Below are 19,960 nucleotides of genomic sequence, written 5' to 3'. Positions count from 1 at the left end.
CGAGCCGACGGCGTGTCACTCCCTACGCAACAGTGGCTCACCACTCAACGGCGGCTTCCCACTCAGCGGTGGTTCCCCACTCAGCGGCGACTTCTCGCTCAGCGGCCGGCCTCCCAGCCGCGCGGCGTGTCGTTCAGTCGCTCGGCACCGTCCTCGGTCACCGCAACGAGGTCCTCGATCCGGACGCCGAACTGACCCTCGAGGTAGACGCCCGGCTCGACGCTGAAGACCATGCCGGGCTCGAGTTCGCGATCGTTGCCCGCGACGATATAGGGCGGTTCGTGGACCTCGAGGCCGACCCCGTGGCCGGTTCGGTGGACGAAGGCGTCGCCGTAGCCGGCGTCCTCGATGACCGCTCTGGCCGCGCGGTCGACCGACCCGGCCGTAACGCCCGGATCGATCGCGTCGATCGCGGCCTGTTGAGCCTCTTTGACGGTGTCGTGGACCCGCTCGTACTCGGCGGGCGGCTCGCCGACGACGATCGTCCGCGTCTGGTCGCCGGGATATCGGCCCGTTCCGGCCTCGAGATCGGCGTCGACGAACGCGCCGAAGTCCAGGACGATCGGCTCACCGGCCTCGATCTCCCGCGAGCCGCCGTGGTGGTGGGGTCGGGCACCGTTCGGCCCGGCGGCGACGATGGTCTCGAAGGCCGGCTCCTCGCCGCCCACCGCGGCGAGCAGTCGATCGATCTCGCTCGCCAGTTCCGATTCGGTCATGCCGACGAGGTCGTCCCCACGCGTGCGGATCTCGAGCGAGATGCGGTCCGCGAGTTCGCCGGCCCGCCGGAGCGCCGCGAGTTCGACGTCGTCCTTGCGGATTCGTAGCGGCTCGAGGGCGGCACTCGCGAGGCCGAACTCGGCGTCAGGCAGTAGCTCCCGGAGATCCTGCGTGAACGTCGCCCACATTCGATCGTCGACGAGGACGGTCGCCGGCTCCGTCCCGTCGAGCGAATAGCCCGCCAGTACGTTCTCGGCAGTCTCGAGCGGGTCGTCCGCGTCGGTCCAGCAGCGCAGTCGAAGGTCCGCAATCGGAAGCTCGGACAGCTGGTCCTCGTACATCGCCGGCGCGACCAGCGCGGGATCACCGGTGTCGGGAACGAACAGTAACAGGTGCCGTTCGGACGGCGATTCCTCGAAGCCGGTCAGATAGGTCAGGTTCGGACTCGGAAAGCAGACGACCAGATCGGCGTCGGCGCGCTCGAGTCGACGCTGACAGGCCGCGATCCGGCGATCGAACGGGGATTGCATGGGGGACGGTTCGCTCGAGCGGGAAATCAACGTTTGGTTGGAAAGCGGTCGCGTGATGATCGGGTCGGAGCGTTTCGTCGCTCTCCGTCTCTCTTGGCGGTCTCGCCTCGCGATTCTCACGGAGATTGAACAGTCGGGATACTGCGATTGCTAGCAGGAAGGTATTAACCCCCCGGCGATCGCAGGCCGCGAGGCAACCCGTGGGGACGCTGTGGTATTTCAGCGAATGCGAGTTACCGAGCGGTTGTCGTCGACGACTGTACGCAAACGACAGCGACGGGCCGACGGCCGCGGTCGAACGGACGAGGAATTCGGCTCGAGCGGCCCGACCTGTCCCGGTTCGTTGATCGTGGTTTCGAACCGGCAACCGTATCGTCACGAGTACGAAGACGACGCTCCGGCGGCGGACGCCGATTCCGCGAGCGGCGACGGCTCCCCGCCAACGGGTGCCGACGGCGGCGCTCGTTCGACGGCCGACGCGCGATCGATCACGGTCGACGAACCGACCGGCGGCCTGACGGCCGGTCTCGATCCCGTGGTCCAACAGACCAACGGGACGTGGATCGCGTGGGGCGACGGCGAGGCCGATTTCGACGTGACGGACGAGCGGAACTGCGTCGCCGTCCCGCCGGACGAGGAAGCCTACACGCTGCACCGCCTCGATCTCTCCGAGGAGGCGGTCGACTCCTACTACTACGGCTTCAGCAATCGGGTCCTCTGGCCGCTCTGTCACGGCTTTCCCGACCTGATCGAGGACCGATCGAACGACTTCGAGTGGTATCGGACGGTCAACGAGCGGTTCGCCGAGGCGGTCGCCGACCACGCGACCGACGACTCCGTCATCTGGCTGCAGGACTACCACCTCGCGCTCGCGCCGCGGATGATCCGGGAGTCGGTCCCCGCCGGCGCGACCGTCGCCCAGTTCTGGCACATCCCGTGGCCGTCGCCGTCGACGTTTCGGTACTGCCCGGCCGGCGGTCACATCCTCGAGGGGCTGCTCGGCAACGACCTGCTCGGCTTCCACGTCGAGCGGTATGCCGATCAGTTCCTGGACTGCGTCGACCGGTTCCTGCCGGGAGCGACCGTCGATTACGCTCGCCGAACGGTCCGGTACGAGGGGACGACGACGCGGGTCGTCGCGACCCCGATGGGCGTCGACGCCGAATCGTACGACCGGGGAGCGCGGTCGACCGACCCGGACCGGCTCTCCGCGCTGTTCGAAGAGTACGGGATTCCGCAGGGAACGATGCTCGGACTGGGGCTGGACCGCCTCGACTACAGCAAGGGGATCCCCGAGCGGTTGGCGGCCCTCGAGCGGTTCTTCGAGCGGAATCCGGACTGGCGCGGCGAGTTTACGTTCGTCCAGAAGGCGACGCCGTCGCGCACGGAGATCGACACCTACGAGGAGTACGGCGAACTCGTTCGCAGCGAAGTAAAGCGGATCAATCGCCGCTTCGAGACCGACGACTGGCAGCCGATCGTCTACACCGAGGACGTCCTGCCCGAGGAAGACCTCTATGCGCTCTACCGGCGCGCGGACGTAATGGTCGTGAGCCCGTTGATCGACGGCATGAATCTGGTCGCACAGGAGTACATCGCCGCCAGCGTCGACGGCGACGGCGCGTTGCTGCTGAGCGATCGGACCGGCGCACACGATCGGCTGGGCTCGCACGCCCTGACGATCGATCCGACCGACACTGACGGGGTGGCGTCCCAACTCGAGCACGCGCTCTCGATGCCGCCGTACGAGCGCCGACGGCGGATGAACACGCTTCGCCAGCGCGTCTTCAACGGCGACATCGAATCGTGGATGGACACGCAGTTCGACTGGATCAGACGCGTCCACGGCGACCGGCGGCCCGGCGACGCGAGCGCGGAAACCGGCTCTGGCTCCGGCTCGGACTCGGGCTCCGACTCGAAAGAACCGACGCCGCCAGCGTAGCCGATGGCCGGAACCGAGTCACAGCCGCGGCCGCTCGAGGAGCGGAAGCCGCGACTCCGGGACCGGCTCGAGGACGCCGCTGGACTGCTCGTCTGTCTGGACTTCGATGGGACGCTCGCGCCGATCGTCGAGGATCCGGACGCCGCGGCACCGACCGAGCGAAACCGGGACGCGGTGGCTGCCCTCGCGGAAACCGCGGCGATAACGACGGCGGTCGTCAGCGGCCGCGCGCTGGCGGACGTCCGCGAGCGCGTCGACGGCCCGGCGATCTACGCCGGCAACCACGGGCTCGAACTCGCCCGCAACGGCTCCGTCGCCGTCCACCCAATCGCGCGCAAACGCGCTACCCGGATCGACCGTCTCTGCTCGATCCTCGAGACCGCGCTCTCGTCGGTCCCGAACTGCCGGATCGAAAACAAGCGCCTGACGGGAACGGTTCACTTCCGGTCCGTGCCGCCGGCCGCCGAACCGATCGCCCGGCGGATCACGCGCGAGGTGGTCGACCGGTTCGGCGGCGACGCCGTCGAGGTTTCGACCGGCAAACGGATCCTCGAGATCGGACCGGACTTCCCGTGGGGGAAGGGGAACGCGGTCGAGTTGATCGCGGCCGACGAGCCGCCGGCGACGACCGTCGTCTACGTCGGGGACGACGTCACCGACGAGTCGGCGTTCCGAGCGGTCGAACCGGACGGGATCGGGGTCCGCGTCGGCGGCGACGATCCCTCGAGTGCCTCCTGTCGGGTCGAGTCACCCGCGGAGGTCGCGTCGTTTCTCTCGTGGCTCGGCTCGACCGGTGCCGAACTGGTCGACGGTCCCCGCCCGACCGCGACCGTCGACTGACGACGACGGACGGGACGGTGGCGTCGTCCTGGCTTCGATCGACCGATTCGTTGTCCGTGCCGTCGGCTCGCTCCTGTGTGGTGTCCGACGAAGGAGGACGGCTGTAGGGAGCGGGTGGGAGCCGAGTACGGGCAGGTGGTGACCGAACCCGATACCGGGGAGCAGCGGTTCGTGAATCGGGCTCGGTTCGACTGCGACGGTGGGGATCCGTCTGGGGGTCGCTCGACCCACCCGATCGGGCATACGTTATGCCTCTATTTAATATTGTGGGTGGCAATTACCATCGAAAACACCACGTCTCGAGCCGAAAGTATTAGTTACCACTGGAAATATAGACCGGTACGAGAGTGAACGAGAGTGAAACTCCGCCAACCAACTGATTTCCTGATCCTCGAGGCGCTCGAGGACAAGGGACGAAACGTCGCAACGAATCTGGCTGCACACACGGGAAAGAGCCGGAAGAACATCAACACCAGACTGCCGGTGCTCGAGGACTACGGGCTCGTCAACAAGATCGGACCCGCCGAGCGGTCCGGGCTCTACGAGATCAGCTCCGCGGGGAAAGCGGCGCTGGTGTACCGAGATCAGTACGACGAGGTCGACGACTTCGAGGCGCTCATCGAAGGGCCAAACGCCGGCACGGACCAGGAGGGCGAGCCACAGGCCAGTTTCGCCCGCGGTGAGGACGACGACGACGAAACCGAGGAGTAACGAGACGAGCGACTCGACGTCGTCTCGATTCCGTCGCCGGCCGGTCGTCACCGCGTCCTGTTTCGTCGCTCCGGGAGCGATCGGTCGGTTCGCCGAGCGGTGCCGTTCGAGAAAAGCCCGCCCTCGTAGGCCGCGAGTTCGCGGCGGGCACACGACGAAAAGGCGAGGCTGAGTTTCCGTTTTCGGTCGTCCGTGCTCGGAATCGCCGTCCCACAGTGCGGGCGGTCGGTATCGTACGACGGATCCCACGCGTAGCTGCTGAGCATCGGCGTCGCGATCACGGCCCCATCGCGGCGGAACGCGACGCCGTGTTCGTGTTCCAGTCCGAGCGCGTGTCCGATCTCGTGGACGAGCACCTGAATCGACCGCGTCGGCGTCGCGTACGGAACGATCAAGCGCGCGTCGTCGTCGACCAGTTCGTCGAACGACTCGAGCGCGGCGATGTGTCGGGCCCCGCCGACCGATGCGATGTGGGGGATTCCGTATCCGGTCGGTGCTCGTTCCATCTCCCCGTCGGTCACCAGCAGGTTGACGTCCGACACCGGTTCGAGGTCGCGGCGGCCGAGCGCGCCCGCAGCGACGGCCCTCGGCCACTCGCCGCGGATGGTGAGTCGCGCGGCATCCTCGGTCGAGACCGAGACGGAGCCGCCGATAGAGACGTCGAGTGTCCAGTACTCGAGGGCGAACACCTCCTCGAGATACTCGAGGATGCGATCGGCGACCCCGTCGTAGGTCGCGGCCCGTTCCGAGAACCAGATCCGGACCGCGAGCGTCTCGTCCGGGTCGCGCGTCGCGTACGCTAACGTGCCGAGCGAGGCCATCGACCCGACCGTTCCGAGGAACACGCGACGCTTCACGGGCGACATCGGTCGGGTGAGACCCAGTGTTCGCGGGTGAATGACGACACGTATTACCTCTCGGTCGGTGCCGTCTCGCCCTCGTCGGTGGCCGTTCGATTCGAGCCCGTCGTCGGCGATCTGTCTCGAGGGTCGACGACTCGAGCGCGATCGTCGGCGACGCGGATTTCGACCCCGGTCGGCAACTCGGCGGGCTCGATCGGCGCGAGCGAGAGCAACGCCTCGGCTTTGGTTTCGACCAGCCACCGGGCCGGCGCTCGCTGTCGCATACAGAGCGCCCACGCGCCGGTCCGCAGCCGCCGCCTGACCTGCCAGTCGGTGTAGTACCGGTTATTCGACCCCTCGAAGAGGGCCCTGAACGGTACTGCTACCACGTCAATCTCGCCCCACGCCTCCCCGCCATCCACAGCCGAACTGCGTCCCCCAGACGGTCGTCATTCCTACCCGATCGATCGGCCGTCACCCGCATCGCTACTGGGGTTCATATGGTCAACTTTTAAGAAAACGTGAGAGTCACTCCAGCCTGAATTCGGTCCCGAAATCGAACCGCGAGTCCCGTGAGCCACGGGTCGCCGGGCTCGCACGGCGCAATCGCCGACGGCAGGACGGCTCGAGGCCGGCTAGCTGTGTCCGCCGCCCTCGAAGAACTCGCCGAGAATCGCCTTGAGCCCCTTCCGCAGGTGCTGGTGCATCGTCGGCGGCGAGATGTCCATCGCCTCGGCGATCTCCTCGCCGGTGCTCTCGCGCGGCCAGTCGAAGAAGCCGCCGTAGTACGCGAGTCGCAGCGTCGTGAGCTGGCGGTCGGTGAGCCGATCGAGGATCCGGTTTCTGCGCTGGGCCGCCGTCCGAACCGGTCGATCAACCTCCCGCCGAGCGACGAGTTCAGTGGTCTCGTAGACGAGCGTCAGCGCCTCCGCGATCTCTCGGACATCGGCGTCCTGGGAGACCTCGACCAGATAGGTCCCGACGCCGTTCTCGACCGTGACATCCCGGATCGTCGCGCCGTGATTCGTGAGCGTCCGGACCCCCGACTTCGCCAGCCGCATCTCGATCGTACAGCTCTCCTCGCCGTCGTGAATGAGTCGACACTCCTCGACGGACTCGTGCTCACTCGCCGCCGCGAGGACCGTCTCGCCGTCAAGTCCGTCGATCGTGACGTACTGAAAGGTCCGCCCGTTCGCCGTGGTGCCTGCCCACTCGAGCGAGCAGATACAGCCGTACTCCTCGGAGAGATCGAACGCGAACGTGTCGCCGCCGTCGATCCGAAACTCGAGTTCGACGACGGTGTCGGCAAAGAGCAGTTGGCGGTTCTTGACGGCCATGATCGTGAACCCGATCGTCTCGCCGAGCAGCCTGAACCCGGCCCGCTCGCGTTCGCTGAACGCGTCGTCTCGACTCGCGAGGACGGTGAGCACGCCGTAGGTCGCGTCCTCGTGGGTGATCGGGACGGCGATTGCGGATCGGACATCGTCCGCGCGGGCGGCTTCCTGTAGCGGCTCCGGGACCGTCTCGTCCTCGAGAATCCGGTTCGTCGTCCGGATCTCGCCGGTCTGGATCGCCCGCATGGCCGGACGCTCGTGGTCGCCGTCGAGATCGCGGACGCGGTCGAGGTAGGTCTCGGCCTCGCCGGCTCCGGTCCGGAAGGATAGTCGGCCGTCGCCGGTCCGCTCGGCGATCCACGACCCGCAGTACAGCTCCGAGTCGACGAGTTGCTCGCAGACCTCGCGCTCGATCGCGTCGCGGGCCGGTGCCTCGACCAGCGTCTCGATCACCTGCCTGACGACCGCGTTGATCCGGTTGAGCGTCTCGAGTTGGGCCTGTCGCGAGCGGAGTTTCCGTTCGCGCCGGACCCGTTCGGTGATGTCTCGCGCCAGCCAGACGACGGCCCGTCGGCCCCGAATTCGCTGGTCGATCGGGACGACGCGGGCCTCGAACCGACGGCGGCCGTCGGTCGTCTTCGCGTCGTACTCGACCGATTGGACGTCGTCGGTCCTGATCGCCCGATCGAGACAGTCCTGCAGTTTCGCGGCGACCTGATCGGGAAACGCGTCCTCGAGTTGCGTTCCGGGAAGCTCGTCGACGGCCGTCGAGTACAGGTCGGCCGAGTCGGGTCGGACCTTCGCCTCGAGATACGTGCCGTCCTCGCCGATGACGAAGGCCTCGTCGGGCAGTTCGTTGGCGAGAATGCGGTGGTATCGGCCGTCGTCGCCGTCCGACGGCGGCTGGGGTTGTGACCGAACCGTCGAGACGATCCGATCGATCGGGTCCTCGTCGCGTTCGGTCGGGACGTACTCCGTCGCGTCGGCCCTGAGCGCGACGGTAGCGAGCCGTTCGCTGCCCTCCCGTGGCGCGACGATAGTCGGAACGTCCGGGAACGTCGCGTGGACGCGCCGGAGAACCGTCTGTATCTCGCCGGGACAGTCGAGTTCGAGGACGACGGCACACGGTGGAGCCGACGCCGCCTCGCCGTCGTCCGCCGACGCCGTGCTCTCCGGGGCGGTCTCGCCACCGTCTGATACTTCCGTCTCCCCGTCCTCGCGGTTCGAATCGGTCGCCCCGTCGGCGTCGGCGTTCCCGTTCGATGGCACAGATCCGAGGACGCTCTCGAGGTCGCCGGATGCGGGGACCGTTCGAACGTCGTGCTCGATCGCCTTCTCGAGGCGCGGCCGGAGATAGCTCTCTCCCGCTCGAGTATCTGTCACGACGACGATCGATTCCGATCGGTGCGTTCCGGTCATCCGTTACCCCCTGTTTGCTCGGCTTCGGTCGTTTCTGTCCGTCACCGCGCTCCGTTCTACCAACGCGGATTCGGAATAAAAGCCTGCTGGTCGTTCCTCACCCGTCGACGGGACGCCGTCGGGAACCGCCGTCCGAGAGCCGCCGGCTCACAACTCGCCTCGCTCCCGGAGCTGTGCGAGCAGGTCGTCGACGAGCGACTCGACGTCTTCGTACGGAAAGTCACCGCCGGAGGTCTTGGTGTTCAGTTCCATCGCAGTCATCGAGAAGTCACCGGATTCGAACGTCGTCCCGGGACCGTTCGGCAGCGCCGGGACGAGGTCCATCGGCCCCGAGACTGGATAGTCGGCGTCCTCGAAGGCGTCGATCATCTGCTCGCGGAGTTCGGCTTCGTCTGCCATTACGTACCGCGATTCGGGGCCCGAAATAATAAAGCTGCAGGTGGGCGCGAACGGAGCAGAGCCGCCGGTTGCGACTCGGCGGCCGGTTGATCAGAGCCGGCGCATGAACTCGGGGAGAATCCCCCGCTCGCTCGAGTCGGCGGCCGCGGCCGGTTCGCCGGCGGGACGGTCGGTCCCGCCGTCGTCGCGAGCCTCGGCGAACGGGTCGGGATCCGAGCCGTCAGCACTCGCAGCGGCCGCTGTCCCGGTGTCGCTTTCCGTCGGCGTCGCGGCGTCGGTTTCCGTGGTTGCGGCGTCGGTCCCCGTGGTTGCGGTATCGGTCCCCGTCGTCGCGTGCTCGTTCATTCCCGACCCTGCGTCCGTTTCGGCGGTGGCTTCGACGGCGGACTCGAACGCCGCCTCCGATTCGGGGCCGAAGTAGTAGGGATCGCTCGGGGATAGATACTCCCGGAGCTGGATGTTTCCGTACCCGGCCAGCGCGAGCGCGGGGACGAACAGCGGTTCGATCCCGAACAGCGTCGGTCCTGCCGTCAGGATCACGAGGAAGACCGAGAGCGGCGAGTAGACGAGGAACGCAACGAGCCGAAAGGCGTTCCCGACGTAGGCGTCGACGACGTAGGCGTACACGCCGTACGCGCCGACGAGCAGGCCGAGATCGGCGTAGAGCCCGACCAGTAGTCCGACCTCGCCGGCGACGAAGCCGTGGATGTGGACCGCGATCGCACCCGTCAGCACCGTCGTTCGATTGACGTAGGTCTCGTCGAGCGCCATCCCGAACACCAGCACCGCGAGCTGGACCAGCGGCGCTGCGATCCACCACGGGAGGGAACTGAGGAGAACGCCGGGATACACGTCGATCCACACGTCAGAGTGAACCCGGTCCGATCCCTTTAACGTTCGTTCCGTTTCGAGACTCGATACGGACCTGCCGAATCGCTCGAGACTGCGGGCACTGCGCCGTGATCTGTCACATACCCACACCGACACATACGCTGAACAGTAGAAACAATAATTAGTCAGTAGCGAGCAGTATCCGGACATGGCGAAAGATACCGTCAGGTACCCCGACGACGTGGTCGAAGAGATCGACTCGCTCGTCGAAGACGGTATGTTCGAAAGCAAATCCGAGTTCTATCGCTTCTCCGCGGAGTACGTTCTCGCCCTGATCGACTCCGATCACGAGGTGAAGACGTTCAACTTCGACGAGATCAAGTCGGAACTCGATATCAGCGACGAAGACCACGCGAAAGCGCTCGGGGCCGACGGTGGAACGTTCTTCCTCGACGCCGTGATCAACGTCCGAAAGCACGGCCTGCGCGGCAACTACGAGGCCGCCGAACGGTTCATCGATACCCACTATGAGGAGACCGATCAGGAGTGTATCATCCTCGAGGAACTGCTCGGTACCTACCGCGGCGATTCGGCATAATCGATCGAACGGATTCTGTAGCCGCTGTAGCCGCTGCAGATTGCCTCACTCCGCCTCTCCGTCTTCTGCACCGAACGGCTCGCCGAGTGCATCCAGATCGACGTGCTCGCGAACGAGCCGCGCCGCCCGGTCGGACGGCGTCGATCCGGTTTCGTCTCCCGCCATCGACGAGGCCGCCGACTCCTCGGCTGTCGGCCGGTCGACGCCCGCCCGCTCCGCAACGGCGTCGAGAAACGCCGTCCGAACCGATTCGTTGTCGAACAGGCCGTGCAGGTACGTCCCGAGCACCCGTCCGGCGGCCGCACTCGAGTCGCCGAGCGGCCGGCCCACGTCCTCGAGCGCCTGCGTCCGACCGGCGTGGATCTCGTACCCCGACGCGGAGCCGTCGGCCCCCGAAAGCAGCGGCGAGGCGGTGCCGTCGACGGGAACCGTCGTCCGCTCGAGGCGCTTGTCGCCCGCAAAGCGGGTCTCGACCGGCAGTAATCCCAATCCCTCGACGATGTCGTCCTCGCCTGTTCCCTCGAGCGCGGCGTTGGTGATCCGCTCGCCGAGCATCTGGTAGCCGCCGCAGACGCCGACGACCGGCCCGTCGAAGGCTGCGAGCGCGTCGGCGAAGCCGGCTTCGTGAAGCATCAGCAGGTCGTCGACCGTGTTCTTCGTGCCCGGCACCACGACGGCGTCGGCGTCGACGCCCGCGAGCGGGTCGCCCCGCCGGTCGCCGTCGACCGGCACGTAGACCACCGAGACGCCGGGTTCGGCCGCCAGCGCCTCGAGATCGGTCGCGTTCGAGATTCGGGGGAGCCGGGGGACGGCGATCCGGATGCGGCGATCGTCCGGGACGCCGTCGTCGTCGCCGACGACGCCCCGCTCTTCGGTACCGGGGAGGCCGACGCTGTCTTCCTCCGGCAGTCCGGGGTCGTCGTAGGGTAACACGCCCAGAATCGGGACGCCGGTCTCCGTTTCGATCTCCTCGATACCGGGCTCGAGCAGCGACGGATCCCCGCGGAACTTCGTGATGAGCGCGCCGACGATGCGGTCGCGGATCGCGTCGGGGACGAGTTCGATGGTCCCGTAGAGGCTGGCGAAGGCCCCGCCGCGTTCGATGTCGACCAACAGGAGGATGTCGGCGTCGGCGAAGTGGGCGGTCTCGACGTTCGCGAGATCTCGATCGTGGAGGTTTATCTCGCCGATGCTGCCCGCGCCCTCGGCGACGACCACGTCGTTGTCGGCCGCCAGCCTGCGGTAGGATGCCTCGGCGGCCTCGCGCGCTCGCTCCCAGTACTCCTCGTAGTAGGTGCCGGCGGGGACGTGATCGTGGGCCTCGCCCTGCAGCACCAGTTGGCTCTCGCCGTCGCCCCGGGGCTTGAGGAGCACGGGATTGCAGTCGGTAGTCGGCGTGGTTCGGGCCGCTCGAGCCTGTACGAACTGGGAGACGCCGATTTCTCCCCATTGGGCGTCGGCGCTCGCTCCGGTCCCGTCGTCGGCTCCCTCGCCGCCGTCCGGGCGGACGACGACGCGGGCGTTGTTGCTCATGTTCTGGCCCTTGAACGGGGCGACGGCGACGCCGCGGTCGGCGAGCAGCCGACAGAGACCGGCGGCGACCGTCGACTTGCCGACGTGGCTCGCAGTTCCGGCGACGAGAAGGGTTCTGGTCATCCGCGTTAGGACGCATTCGCGCTGCCGATAGTATCGTCCTATCGGTTCCTTCGCGGCGGACTCGTTTCGTCCCTCGTCGAGCGGACGACGAGATCGCGAACGCGAACTCTCGATATTGTCCCGATTCGAGCCGCTACGTTCCGTATCGCGCGTCCCAGCGCGGTCCGGCGCGACTCGAGAGGACGATCCCGACGACGCCCAGCCCGATCCCGGCGACGCCGAGACCGGCGACGAGTTCGAGCGACGGCGGGACGACGACAAAGCCAGCGACCAGCGTCGGCACGAGCGCGACGGCGACGCCGAGGGTAAACGTCGCGAAGCGGACGGCGTCGAAGAGGAACTCGTTGGGATCGAAGCCGGCGATGTAGACGGTCAGCCCGTAGTAGTACAGCGCGTAGCCGGCCAGCAGTATCGCTCCGACGACGGCGTCAGGCAGCGTGGCCTCGAACCAGAGCACGGCCGCCAGATAGGGCACGGCGACCGTCGGCGCGCCGACCAGGACGAACGCGAGCCGCTTCGCGCGGAAGACGTCCTCGATCGAGACCGGGTAGGTGAGGTAGGCCTCGAGCGAGTCGAACTGGGTCAACCAGTTGTACGTCGTGAAGGCCGAGAGGGCGAGGACGCCACCGAAAAAGATCCCGGGCGCGGGCGCGATGCCAGTGATCGAGTCGACGACGCCGACGAGCGCGGCCACGAGCGCGAGCAGGATACCGGCCGAGACGAACGGTTTCCAGACGCCGCCCGACGAGCGCGCGAGATCGAGCAGTGACTTCGTGACCAGCGCCGCGTTGTCGATGGGGAGGACCTCGCTGAGCCCGGCGAAGCGGTCGGTCGCGGTCCGCGAGGGGCGGCCGTCGGTCGGATCGTACAGCAGGAGCGACCCCGCGGCGACGACGAGGGTGACGGCGGCCAGTCCGCCGGCGGTGACCGCGGAGCCGTCGATCGGGACGAGAACGGACCGGAGGGTGCCGAGCCCGCCGGTTGCCCAGATACCGCCGACGGCGACCGCGATTGCCAGTCCGATCGCCCACGGTGGCGCGCCGCGGGTGCGGACGGCGATCAGCGCGACGGTCGTCGCCATCCCGACCGCGAAGACGAGACACAGCGAGAGCCAGAACAGTCCGACCGAAAGCGGCGTCATCGCCGAGAGGCCGTCGACGGCCACGCTCCCCAGCGCCATCGGCAGCACGAACGCGACGCCGTAAAACAGCGCGTCCTTCAGGAGGAACGCGCCCAGTAGCCGCCGGCGCGAGAGCGGCAGCGTCGTCGACGACGAGAGCAGCAGCGACAGCCGGCCGAACACGTTCTCGAGCATGTCCGAGCCGGCGAAGCCCGCGGTGCCGCTGTAGAGCCCGAACGCGAACGCGAGGATGTGCAGGCCGCCAACGACGGTCTCCGTCGCGGTGCCGGTCTCGACGAGCGCCACGGTCCCGCTCACGGCCAGCAGTGCGATGACGAACGGGAACAGCGCGAACCGCCAACCGCCGAACAACTGGGTGTGAAGTCGCCACTCCTCCCGGAAGAGCACCGCGAGCAATCGCCGCGTCGAGAGCCCCGAGCCCGTTCGTTCCGACCCGGCCGGCTCGGTGGTCGCGGCCTCCGTCATACGTCTACGTGCTCGAGCGTCGGGGTATCTCGCGCGTCCTCGCCTTCGACGCGGTCGAGGAACACCTTGAGCAGCGACTCGTCGCCGTCGTCGTCCGCGAGCGAGCGCTCGGTCACGAGTTGCCCGTCGGCGACGATGCCGACGCGGGTACAGATCTCCTCGGCGACGTCGATGTTGTGCGTCGAGACGAAGACGGCGTTGTCGCCGGCCGCGTAGGAGACGAGAAAGCGCTTGACCTGTTCCTGGACGAGCGGGTCGAGGTTCGCCAGCGGCTCGTCGATGAACACCACGTCGGGCTCGTGGACGAACGCCTGCGCGATCATCACCTTCTGTTGCTGGCCTCGAGAGAGGTCGGTGTGCAGCGTGTCGAGTTTACTCTCGAATCCGAGACGTTCGGCCCACATCGCGGTCTGGTCGGCGACCCGCTCCGGCTCGAGGTCGCGCACTTCGCCGACGAACTCGAGGTACTCGCGGGGCGTGAGAAAGCTCGGCGGCGACCCCTGTTCCGGCAGGATACCGACCTTCCGACGCGTCTCGATCGGCTCCGCGACCGGGTCCGTACCGAGAACGGTCACGTCGCCCGAGTCCGGCTGAATCTGGCCGGTCAGCACTCGGATCGTGGTCGTCTTGCCGGCGCCGTTCGGACCGAGAAACCCGTACAGCTCCCCCCGATCGACGGTGAATTCCATTCCGTCCACAGCAGTGATAGATCCGTAGGACTTCCGCAGCCCGTCTACGTGAATCGCACCCATTGAACGCCGGATCTTTCTCACGATCTGATAATAACTGTGTTGGTCGGCGAATAGTGACATGCCGCGGCCGCCGTCGATTACCGCGGCGACGGCCGATCAGAACTCGGTTCCGCGCCGCGCCCGCTGTCCCTCGTCGATCGGGTGCGTCACCTTTCGAACGTTCGTGATCAGGTCGGCCCGCTCCTCGAGGTACGTCGGCTCGGCGTGACTGCCACAGACGACGAGTTCGAGGTCGTCGGGTTTCCGTTCGATGAGATCGAGGACGTCGCCTTCACTGATCAGGTCGCGATCCGCGGCGTAGAGCACTTCGTCCAGAATCAGCATGTGCATCCCCGCCTCCGGCGGCGCGTCGAGATCGATGGGCGCGCCGAGATCGGCGTCGCGTGCCGCCTCGAGTAACTCGCGGGCGCGCTCGAGGCCTGCTTGGGCCTCGGCCTCGTGGTCGGCCTCGTCGCTCTCGTCCGCCATCCCGTGCCAGCCGTAGTGGCCGAGGTTCTCGTAACTGATCCCCGGCAGCGCGGCCATCGCGTTGTACTCGCCCCGGACTGCGTCGACGCTCGAGGCCCCGCCTTTCATGAACTGGAGCATGTGGACCCGGTAACCGTGGCCCGCGGCTCGCATCCCCATGCCGAGGGCGGCCGTCGTCTTTCCCTTTCCGTCTCCCCACCAGACCTGGACGAGGCCGAACTCCTCGGGGGCGGCGGGTTCGATTCGCTCGGCTTCGGGCGTTCGGCCCTGCCCCGGCGTGTTCTCGACCGCGGATTCGGGCGGTTGATCGTCGCTCATACGGGGTCGGTCGGCCCCGTCGCACATGTAGTTGCTCCATCCGATTCCCTCCGTGTCGGGTCGCGTCCAGCCAGTGACACCCCCAACCAAACGTGTCTTTAGGCCTCGCTCCTAACGTGGCTGCACCCAATGTCCCTCGAGTTCTCCTCGTCCGACGGCTCCCCGGAGTTCGAGCGCGTGATCGCCGCACTCGACGACGGTGCCTGCCGGGAGATTATCGCGGTGCTCGAGGAGCCGATGACGGTCGACGACATCGCCGAGGCGGCGGACCGCCCGCTCTCGACGACCTACCGAAAACTCGACTGCCTGACGGAGGCCGGGCTGGTCAAGGAAGCCGCCGGCGTCCGCGAGGGTCGCCATCAGAAGGCCCGGTACGTCGCCAATCTCGAGCGGATCTCGATCGACCTCGACGACGCAAACGAGTTGCGCGTCGATATCGACCGCTCGACGGAGCACGACTTCTGGTCGGAACTCAACCGCGAATTCTGAGGCAGTTCTGTCGCCCGCTCGGCTCGAGAGCCAACGCTGCTGCTATTTTCCGACGATGTCGGCGTCGGTCGGTCCCTGCCCGTCGAACTGCCGGACGAACTCGTCGAGCCGGGCCGGATCCGACGCGCCCGGAAGCCGCTCGTCGGCGGTAACACAGTCGGCGTCGACGCCGAGTCGATCACAGACGAGATCCGCAGCGGCTTCGGCCATCCTGCGGTACGTCGTTAGCTTCCCGCCGACGACACTACAGCTATTCTCGAGGTCCTCGTCCGCGTGGTCGAGCAGGTGAAAACCGCGCGAGATCCCGCGGCCGCCGCGAGCGGCCTCGTCGGGTTCGTACAGCGGGCGGACGCCCCACCACGTTCGGACGCGGTCGGCGTCGGCGACCGGCGGGAGCATCGCCGCACATTCGGTGACCGTCTCCTCGATCTCCCAGTCGGCCCGTTCGTAGTCGTCCGGATCGCCGACCGGAACGCTCGTCGTCCCGAGGACGGCTTCGCCGCCGTGCGGGACGACGATGTCGCCGTCGTCGGGCTCGCGACACCGGTTGCACACCGGCTCGAGGCCGTCGTACTCGACCGAGACCATGACGCCGCGGGTCGGGCGCATCTCGACGGACACGCCCGCCATCTCGGCGATCTGCCCCGCGTACGGGCCGGTCGCGTTCACGACGTAGCTCGGCCGCACCGTCTCGTTGGCATCGCCGCCGAGTGCGACCGCCGTGACCTGCCCGTTCTCGCGGCGTATCGACTCGACCGGTGCGTGAGGACGAATATCCGCCCCGTGTTCTCGAGCGTCGGCCGCGTTGGCGGCGACCAACCGCGACGGGAGGACCACGCCGTCGGGGACCCACATCGCGCGAGCGACATCGTCGGAGAGATCCGGAACCGCCTCGCGGGCGGTGTCTCCGTCGACGACTTCGGTCGGAATCCCAACGTCCTCGCAGGCGTCGCGTTTCGCGTCGAAATAGGCCGGATCGTCCTCGGCGAGTTGTACGAAGAGCCCCTCGGTCTCCCGAACGCACGCGCCCCCGATCCGGCGCAGGATCCGGTTCTCCGCGAGGCACTCTCGAGCCTCCGGGCCGTCGGCCTCGGCGTAGCGCGCGCCGCTGTGGAGCAACCCGTGCGAGCGGCCCGACGTTCCCGACGCGAGCCCGTTCCGATCGACGAGCGTGACGTCGACGCCCCTGAGCGCGAGGTCTCTGGCGATTCCCGCTCCGGTAGCGCCGCCGCCGATCACGAGAACGCCCGTTTCACTGTCCATACTCGAGCGAGGACGCCCAGACTGACGTACCTTTCACTACTCGGGCCGAACTCCGAAGAAACGTCTCGGATGTCGGCGAGATCGAATCGTCTCGTTTCGTCTCGAGCTGTCCGCGCTCGACGACGGGACTACGGGCTGTAGTCCGGCGACTGGGCTTCGATCGTATCGGCGACGTTATCGAGTTGCTCGCCGATCGTGGCGACCAGATCGTCGAGCGTCGCGACGCCGGCCAGTTCGCCGTCGTCGTCGACGATCGGGAACCGGCGGACGTTGTTGTCGCGAATCGCCTCCGAGATGGTGACCGGGTCGTCGTCCTCGTGGACCGTCACCGGCCGTTCGGTCATCACGTCCGCGACCGATACCGACCCGACATCGTCGTGGTCGTGGATCGCGAGCGCGGCGTCGCGGTCGGTGAGCATTCCGATCGGTTCGTCGTTCTCGGTGACGATGACCGAGCCGACGTTTTCCGCCTCGAGCCGTTGGGTAACCTCCTCGAGCTGGCTGTCGGGACTGGTCGTGACGACGTCTTGGGGGCCGAGTTTGCCGACGGACATGGTTCGGATCGACCGACGCCCGGCTCGGTCTTCAGTGGTGAGCTTTCAAGCGAAACCATCCTCCGACTCGAGTGTGAACCGACCGCTCGTCACCGGTACCCCAGTACTCGGAGCTTTTCGGTCACTTCTTCTTCGTCCATCCGAGCGGACTCGATCGGCGCCTCTTCGACGGTCCGTCTCCGATCGTCGCTGTCGACGATGTGCCACGGGACCCGTCGCAACTCGTCGGCCGCCAGGTACTCGAAGTGGCCGTATTTTCTGTCCGTGAACGGCAGGAGCCGTTCACCCAGCAGCTCGCCGTGGTCGGCGGAGATAACGGATTTTCCGGGGAGCTCTCGGGTCAACTGCTCGGCGTACGGAAGCACGAGGTCGAGGGTTTCGGCGTACGCTTGCCGGAGGTCAGCAACGTCGATATCGAACGCGTCGTCCTCGACGACGCGGTACAGTTGCACGTTCAACGCGCCGAACCGATTCCCGCGACCGCCGCGTGAAAGCGACGAGAGATCGCCCTCGGACGCGATCTGCTGGTAGATCTCTAGTCCCGTCTCGCCGATGAGTGGAACATGTGGCTGGAGGAAGTGGACGATCAGCCGCTTTCGCGGATGCCGCTCGTGGGCTTCGATCGCCTTCTCGACGACGGTTTCCGGACGGATGACGTAACTGTCCGCCAGTATCTCGGGGTTCGTGATCGCGTCCGCGTCGACGGCTTCGGCCTCCGTGACCGGTTCGGGCGGAACCGTGTAAATCGCGTGAAACACGTCGTCGCCGATGTCGGCCGTGAACGCGTTCCCGCTGACGTAGACGGTATCGTGATGGGTCTCTCCCGAGAAGTTCGCGTCGATCCATCCCGGGCTGCTCGAGCCGGCGGACAGCCGGGACTCGAGGGTGCCGTCAATCCGATTCTGGGCCGCAAAGGCGTCGTATCGACAGGCGTCGAGTATCAGCAGGTCGTCCCAGTCTTCCGCCATTACGTCGACGCCGTCCCCGTGGCGGAGCTCGTAGGCGGTCCGATGGGCCGACCAGAGGTACTTGCAAAGCTCCGTCCAGACGAGGTCGGGGTTGCGGAGCCCTCTCCGAACGCTCCCCAGCGAATATTTTGTGAGCGGCATTCCCACGCTAGAGCGTATCGGCGAAGTCCGATATAGTGTCGGGGTGGATCGGCAAGCACTGAGAGAATCGTCGCCTCCGGTTTCTCGAAGAAGAGTGGGAAACTCCGTTCCGAGTTTTCGGGATCACGCCACTGGGTATCCGTCTCCGCTGACGGTCTCCCTAGTGTTCCGCGGCGACGTTCTCGGCGAACTTCTCGCGGACCTTCTCGACTTTCGGGGCCGCGTGCATCGTACAGTAGGCGTCGTTGGGATTCTTCTCGAAGTAGTCCTGATGTTTCTCCTCGGCGCGGTAGAACGTCCCGAGCGGTTCCAACTCGGTCACCACGTCGTCATCATACTCGGAGTCGAGCGCGTCGATGTAGGCCTCGGCCTGGGTCCGTTGGTCGTCGTCGTGATACAGGACGATGGAGCGGTACTGGGTTCCGACGTCCGGTCCCTGTCGATTGAGTTGCGTCGGGTCGTGGGTCGCGAAGAACACCTCGAGCAGTTCGTCATAGCTGATCGCGTTGGAATCGTACTCGACCTGGACGACCTCCGCGTGGCCGGTGTTTCCGGAACAGACCTCGCGGTAGGTGGGATCGTCGGCGTGTCCACCGGCGTAGCCGGACGTGACCGAGTCGACGCCCTCGAGTTCCTTCATCGCCGCTTCGGTACACCAGAAACACCCACCGCCGAACGTGGCTCGTTCCATAGCCGCCCGTAGGGCGCGACCGAGGAAAGATGTGACGGGTGGCCGTCGGGCGGCGCGACGACACTGGTCGCGGTCGCCGCCGTGCGAACTGATTTGACGGAGGCTAGCAAACGACGGCGTATGTCGTGGGACACAGTTCGACTCGAGTGGGACGACGACGTGGCGACGCTGACCGTGGATCGACCCGACGCGCTCAACGCCCTGAACGTCGCGACGCTCGAGGCGATGGGCGAAGCCCTCGAGGAAGCGGCGGCGGAAGACGCGCGGGCGCTCGTCTTGACGGGGGCCGGCGACGCGTTCATCGCCGGCGCGGACATCACCTACATGCAGGACCTCTCCGCGGAGGCGGCACAGGAGTGGGGCGAACTCGGCCACGACGTGGCCGACGCGCTCGAGGCGTTTCCCGCGCCGACGATCGCGGCGGTCAACGGCTACGCGTTCGGCGGCGGCTGCGAGATGGCGCTGGCCTGTGACCTGCGGGTCGCCGGCGAGTCGGCGCTGATCGGTAACACCGAGATCGATCTCGGGATCATCCCCGGCTGGGGAGCCACCCAGCGGCTGCCGCGGCTGGTCGGCGACGCGACCGCGCGCCGGATGATCTTCCTCGGCGAGCGCCTCGACGCCGACTCGGCCGCCGAGGCGGGCCTGTTCGGCGAGGTCGTGGCGGACGACGAACTCGAGACGGTCGCCGGCGAGTTGGCCGACCGACTCGCTTCGAAACCGGCCTTCGCGATGCGGACCGCCAAGCAGGCGCTCAATCGGGGCTACGAGGGCTCGCAGGAAAGCGGCCTCGCGTACGAGAAACGCGCCTTCGCGAGCCTCTTCGGCACGCACGACCAGCGCGAGGGGATGACGGCGTTCGTCGAGGACCGGGAGCCGGAGTTCGAGTAA

Annotated in this window: 20 protein-coding genes; 6 read left to right on the top strand and 14 right to left on the bottom strand. The window is 67.0% G+C overall.

Annotated elements, in window-relative coordinates; translation table 11 throughout:
• Positions 1-98 precede the first annotated feature (98 nt).
• Entirely contained in the window at positions 99-1,247 is a 1,149-nt protein-coding gene (locus tag FEJ81_RS06830) for a M24 family metallopeptidase (protein WP_138244578.1), read from the bottom strand.
• 226 nt (positions 1,248-1,473) lie between these two features.
• Here FEJ81_RS06830 and FEJ81_RS06825 point away from each other — a divergent pair, with 226 nt between their 5' ends.
• From FEJ81_RS06825 to FEJ81_RS06815, 3 genes are all read left to right on the top strand, one after another.
• Entirely contained in the window at positions 1,474-3,189 is a 1,716-nt protein-coding gene (locus FEJ81_RS06825) for an alpha,alpha-trehalose-phosphate synthase (UDP-forming) (protein WP_138246729.1), read from the top strand.
• Between the two features lie 3 nt (positions 3,190-3,192).
• Entirely contained in the window at positions 3,193-4,029 is an 837-nt protein-coding gene (gene otsB / locus FEJ81_RS06820) for a trehalose-phosphatase (RefSeq protein ID WP_138244577.1), read from the top strand.
• A 357-nt stretch (positions 4,030-4,386) separates the two neighbouring features.
• Entirely contained in the window at positions 4,387-4,740 is a 354-nt protein-coding gene (locus FEJ81_RS06815) for a winged helix-turn-helix domain-containing protein (RefSeq protein ID WP_138244576.1), read from the top strand.
• 47 nt (positions 4,741-4,787) lie between these two features.
• Here FEJ81_RS06815 and FEJ81_RS06810 read toward each other — a convergent pair whose 3' ends face one another.
• From FEJ81_RS06810 to FEJ81_RS06790, 5 genes are all read right to left on the bottom strand, one after another.
• Entirely contained in the window at positions 4,788-5,597 is an 810-nt protein-coding gene (locus tag FEJ81_RS06810; protein ID WP_138244575.1) for a zinc metalloprotease, read from the bottom strand.
• 53 nt (positions 5,598-5,650) lie between these two features.
• Positions 5,651-5,971, bottom strand: coding sequence for a hypothetical protein (locus tag FEJ81_RS06805; protein WP_138244574.1), 321 nt, complete (start codon positions 5,969-5,971; stop codon positions 5,651-5,653).
• A gap of 246 nt (positions 5,972-6,217) precedes the next feature.
• Positions 6,218-8,335, bottom strand: a complete 2,118-nt coding sequence (locus FEJ81_RS06800; RefSeq protein WP_138244573.1) for a bacterio-opsin activator domain-containing protein — start codon at positions 8,333-8,335, stop codon at positions 6,218-6,220.
• A gap of 147 nt (positions 8,336-8,482) precedes the next feature.
• Positions 8,483-8,734, bottom strand: coding sequence for an MTH865 family protein (locus FEJ81_RS06795; protein WP_138244572.1), 252 nt, complete (start codon positions 8,732-8,734; stop codon positions 8,483-8,485).
• 90 nt (positions 8,735-8,824) lie between these two features.
• Positions 8,825-9,598: a hypothetical protein gene (locus tag FEJ81_RS06790; protein WP_138244571.1), complete on the bottom strand. Its 774-nt coding sequence runs from the start codon at positions 9,596-9,598 to the stop codon at positions 8,825-8,827.
• Positions 9,599-9,773: 175 nt separating this feature from the next.
• Between FEJ81_RS06790 and FEJ81_RS06785 the strand changes: the two genes are divergently transcribed.
• A complete protein-coding gene (locus FEJ81_RS06785) occupies positions 9,774-10,163 on the top strand; it encodes a ribbon-helix-helix domain-containing protein (RefSeq protein ID WP_138244570.1) in 390 nt (129 codons plus the stop codon).
• A gap of 45 nt (positions 10,164-10,208) precedes the next feature.
• Here the strand turns inward: FEJ81_RS06785 and FEJ81_RS06780 are convergent, their stop codons facing one another.
• The 4 genes from FEJ81_RS06780 to FEJ81_RS06765 form a co-directional block, all read right to left on the bottom strand.
• On the bottom strand, positions 10,209-11,819 hold the full coding sequence (locus FEJ81_RS06780) for a cobyric acid synthase (protein ID WP_138244569.1): 1,611 nt from the start codon (positions 11,817-11,819) through the stop codon (positions 10,209-10,211).
• A gap of 133 nt (positions 11,820-11,952) precedes the next feature.
• The gene (locus tag FEJ81_RS06775; protein WP_138244568.1) at positions 11,953-13,425 is read right to left on the bottom strand and encodes a hypothetical protein; all 1,473 of its coding nucleotides are present in this window, start codon (positions 13,423-13,425) and stop codon (positions 11,953-11,955) included.
• A complete protein-coding gene (locus FEJ81_RS06770; RefSeq protein ID WP_138244567.1) occupies positions 13,422-14,177 on the bottom strand; it encodes an ABC transporter ATP-binding protein in 756 nt (251 codons plus the stop codon). The genes FEJ81_RS06775 and FEJ81_RS06770 overlap by 4 nt, the downstream gene beginning before the upstream one ends.
• 96 nt (positions 14,178-14,273) lie before the next feature.
• Positions 14,274-14,963: a cob(I)yrinic acid a,c-diamide adenosyltransferase gene (locus tag FEJ81_RS06765; RefSeq protein WP_138244566.1), complete on the bottom strand. Its 690-nt coding sequence runs from the start codon at positions 14,961-14,963 to the stop codon at positions 14,274-14,276.
• A gap of 129 nt (positions 14,964-15,092) precedes the next feature.
• Between FEJ81_RS06765 and FEJ81_RS06760 the strand changes: the two genes are divergently transcribed.
• The gene (locus FEJ81_RS06760) at positions 15,093-15,452 is read left to right on the top strand and encodes a winged helix-turn-helix domain-containing protein (protein WP_138244565.1); all 360 of its coding nucleotides are present in this window, start codon (positions 15,093-15,095) and stop codon (positions 15,450-15,452) included.
• Positions 15,453-15,494: 42 nt separating this feature from the next.
• Here the strand turns inward: FEJ81_RS06760 and FEJ81_RS06755 are convergent, their stop codons facing one another.
• The 4 genes from FEJ81_RS06755 to msrA form a co-directional block, all read right to left on the bottom strand.
• Entirely contained in the window at positions 15,495-16,715 is a 1,221-nt protein-coding gene (locus FEJ81_RS06755) for an FAD-dependent oxidoreductase (protein WP_138244564.1), read from the bottom strand.
• 128 nt (positions 16,716-16,843) lie between these two features.
• Positions 16,844-17,269: a CBS domain-containing protein gene (locus FEJ81_RS06750; protein ID WP_138244563.1), complete on the bottom strand. Its 426-nt coding sequence runs from the start codon at positions 17,267-17,269 to the stop codon at positions 16,844-16,846.
• 89 nt (positions 17,270-17,358) lie between these two features.
• A complete protein-coding gene (locus tag FEJ81_RS06745) occupies positions 17,359-18,378 on the bottom strand; it encodes a hypothetical protein (protein ID WP_138244562.1) in 1,020 nt (339 codons plus the stop codon).
• A gap of 160 nt (positions 18,379-18,538) precedes the next feature.
• Positions 18,539-19,069 (bottom strand): peptide-methionine (S)-S-oxide reductase MsrA, encoded by a 531-nt coding sequence (gene msrA, locus FEJ81_RS06740; RefSeq protein ID WP_138244561.1) that lies wholly within the window; start codon positions 19,067-19,069, stop codon positions 18,539-18,541.
• A 120-nt stretch (positions 19,070-19,189) separates the two neighbouring features.
• On the opposite strand from msrA, the gene FEJ81_RS06735 reads away from it, so the two are divergent.
• On the top strand, positions 19,190-19,960 hold the full coding sequence (locus FEJ81_RS06735) for an enoyl-CoA hydratase/isomerase family protein (protein ID WP_138244560.1): 771 nt from the start codon (positions 19,190-19,192) through the stop codon (positions 19,958-19,960).

This window comes from Natrinema versiforme (genome assembly GCF_005576615.1).
In the GTDB taxonomy this organism is placed as follows: domain Archaea; phylum Halobacteriota; class Halobacteria; order Halobacteriales; family Natrialbaceae; genus Natrinema; species Natrinema versiforme_A.
The sequence above is the reverse complement of the archived record's forward strand: the minus strand, read 5'-3'. Positions and strand labels throughout refer to the sequence as shown.

Bases quoted from the DNA above. Each gene is read 5' to 3' on its own strand.
- FEJ81_RS06775 (WP_138244568.1), bottom strand. From the start codon at position 13,425: ATGACGGAGGCCGCGACCACCGAGCCGGCCGGGTCGGAACGAACGGGC.
- FEJ81_RS06750 (WP_138244563.1), bottom strand. From the start codon at position 17,269: ATGTCCGTCGGCAAACTCGGCCCCCAAGACGTCGTCACGACCAGTCCC.
- FEJ81_RS06830 (WP_138244578.1), bottom strand. From the start codon at position 1,247: ATGCAATCCCCGTTCGATCGCCGGATCGCGGCCTGTCAGCGTCGACTC.
- FEJ81_RS06785 (WP_138244570.1), top strand. From the start codon at position 9,774: ATGGCGAAAGATACCGTCAGGTACCCCGACGACGTGGTCGAAGAGATC.
- FEJ81_RS06780 (WP_138244569.1), bottom strand. From the start codon at position 11,819: ATGACCAGAACCCTTCTCGTCGCCGGAACTGCGAGCCACGTCGGCAAG.
- FEJ81_RS06770 (WP_138244567.1), bottom strand. From the start codon at position 14,177: ATGGGTGCGATTCACGTAGACGGGCTGCGGAAGTCCTACGGATCTATC.
- FEJ81_RS06825 (WP_138246729.1), top strand. From the start codon at position 1,474: ATGCGAGTTACCGAGCGGTTGTCGTCGACGACTGTACGCAAACGACAG.
- otsB (WP_138244577.1), top strand. From the start codon at position 3,193: ATGGCCGGAACCGAGTCACAGCCGCGGCCGCTCGAGGAGCGGAAGCCG.
- msrA (WP_138244561.1), bottom strand. From the start codon at position 19,069: ATGGAACGAGCCACGTTCGGCGGTGGGTGTTTCTGGTGTACCGAAGCG.
- FEJ81_RS06760 (WP_138244565.1), top strand. From the start codon at position 15,093: ATGTCCCTCGAGTTCTCCTCGTCCGACGGCTCCCCGGAGTTCGAGCGC.
- FEJ81_RS06735 (WP_138244560.1), top strand. From the start codon at position 19,190: ATGTCGTGGGACACAGTTCGACTCGAGTGGGACGACGACGTGGCGACG.
- FEJ81_RS06755 (WP_138244564.1), bottom strand. From the start codon at position 16,715: ATGGACAGTGAAACGGGCGTTCTCGTGATCGGCGGCGGCGCTACCGGA.
- FEJ81_RS06795 (WP_138244572.1), bottom strand. From the start codon at position 8,734: ATGGCAGACGAAGCCGAACTCCGCGAGCAGATGATCGACGCCTTCGAG.
- FEJ81_RS06745 (WP_138244562.1), bottom strand. From the start codon at position 18,378: ATGCCGCTCACAAAATATTCGCTGGGGAGCGTTCGGAGAGGGCTCCGC.
- FEJ81_RS06765 (WP_138244566.1), bottom strand. From the start codon at position 14,963: ATGAGCGACGATCAACCGCCCGAATCCGCGGTCGAGAACACGCCGGGG.
- FEJ81_RS06800 (WP_138244573.1), bottom strand. From the start codon at position 8,335: ATGACCGGAACGCACCGATCGGAATCGATCGTCGTCGTGACAGATACT.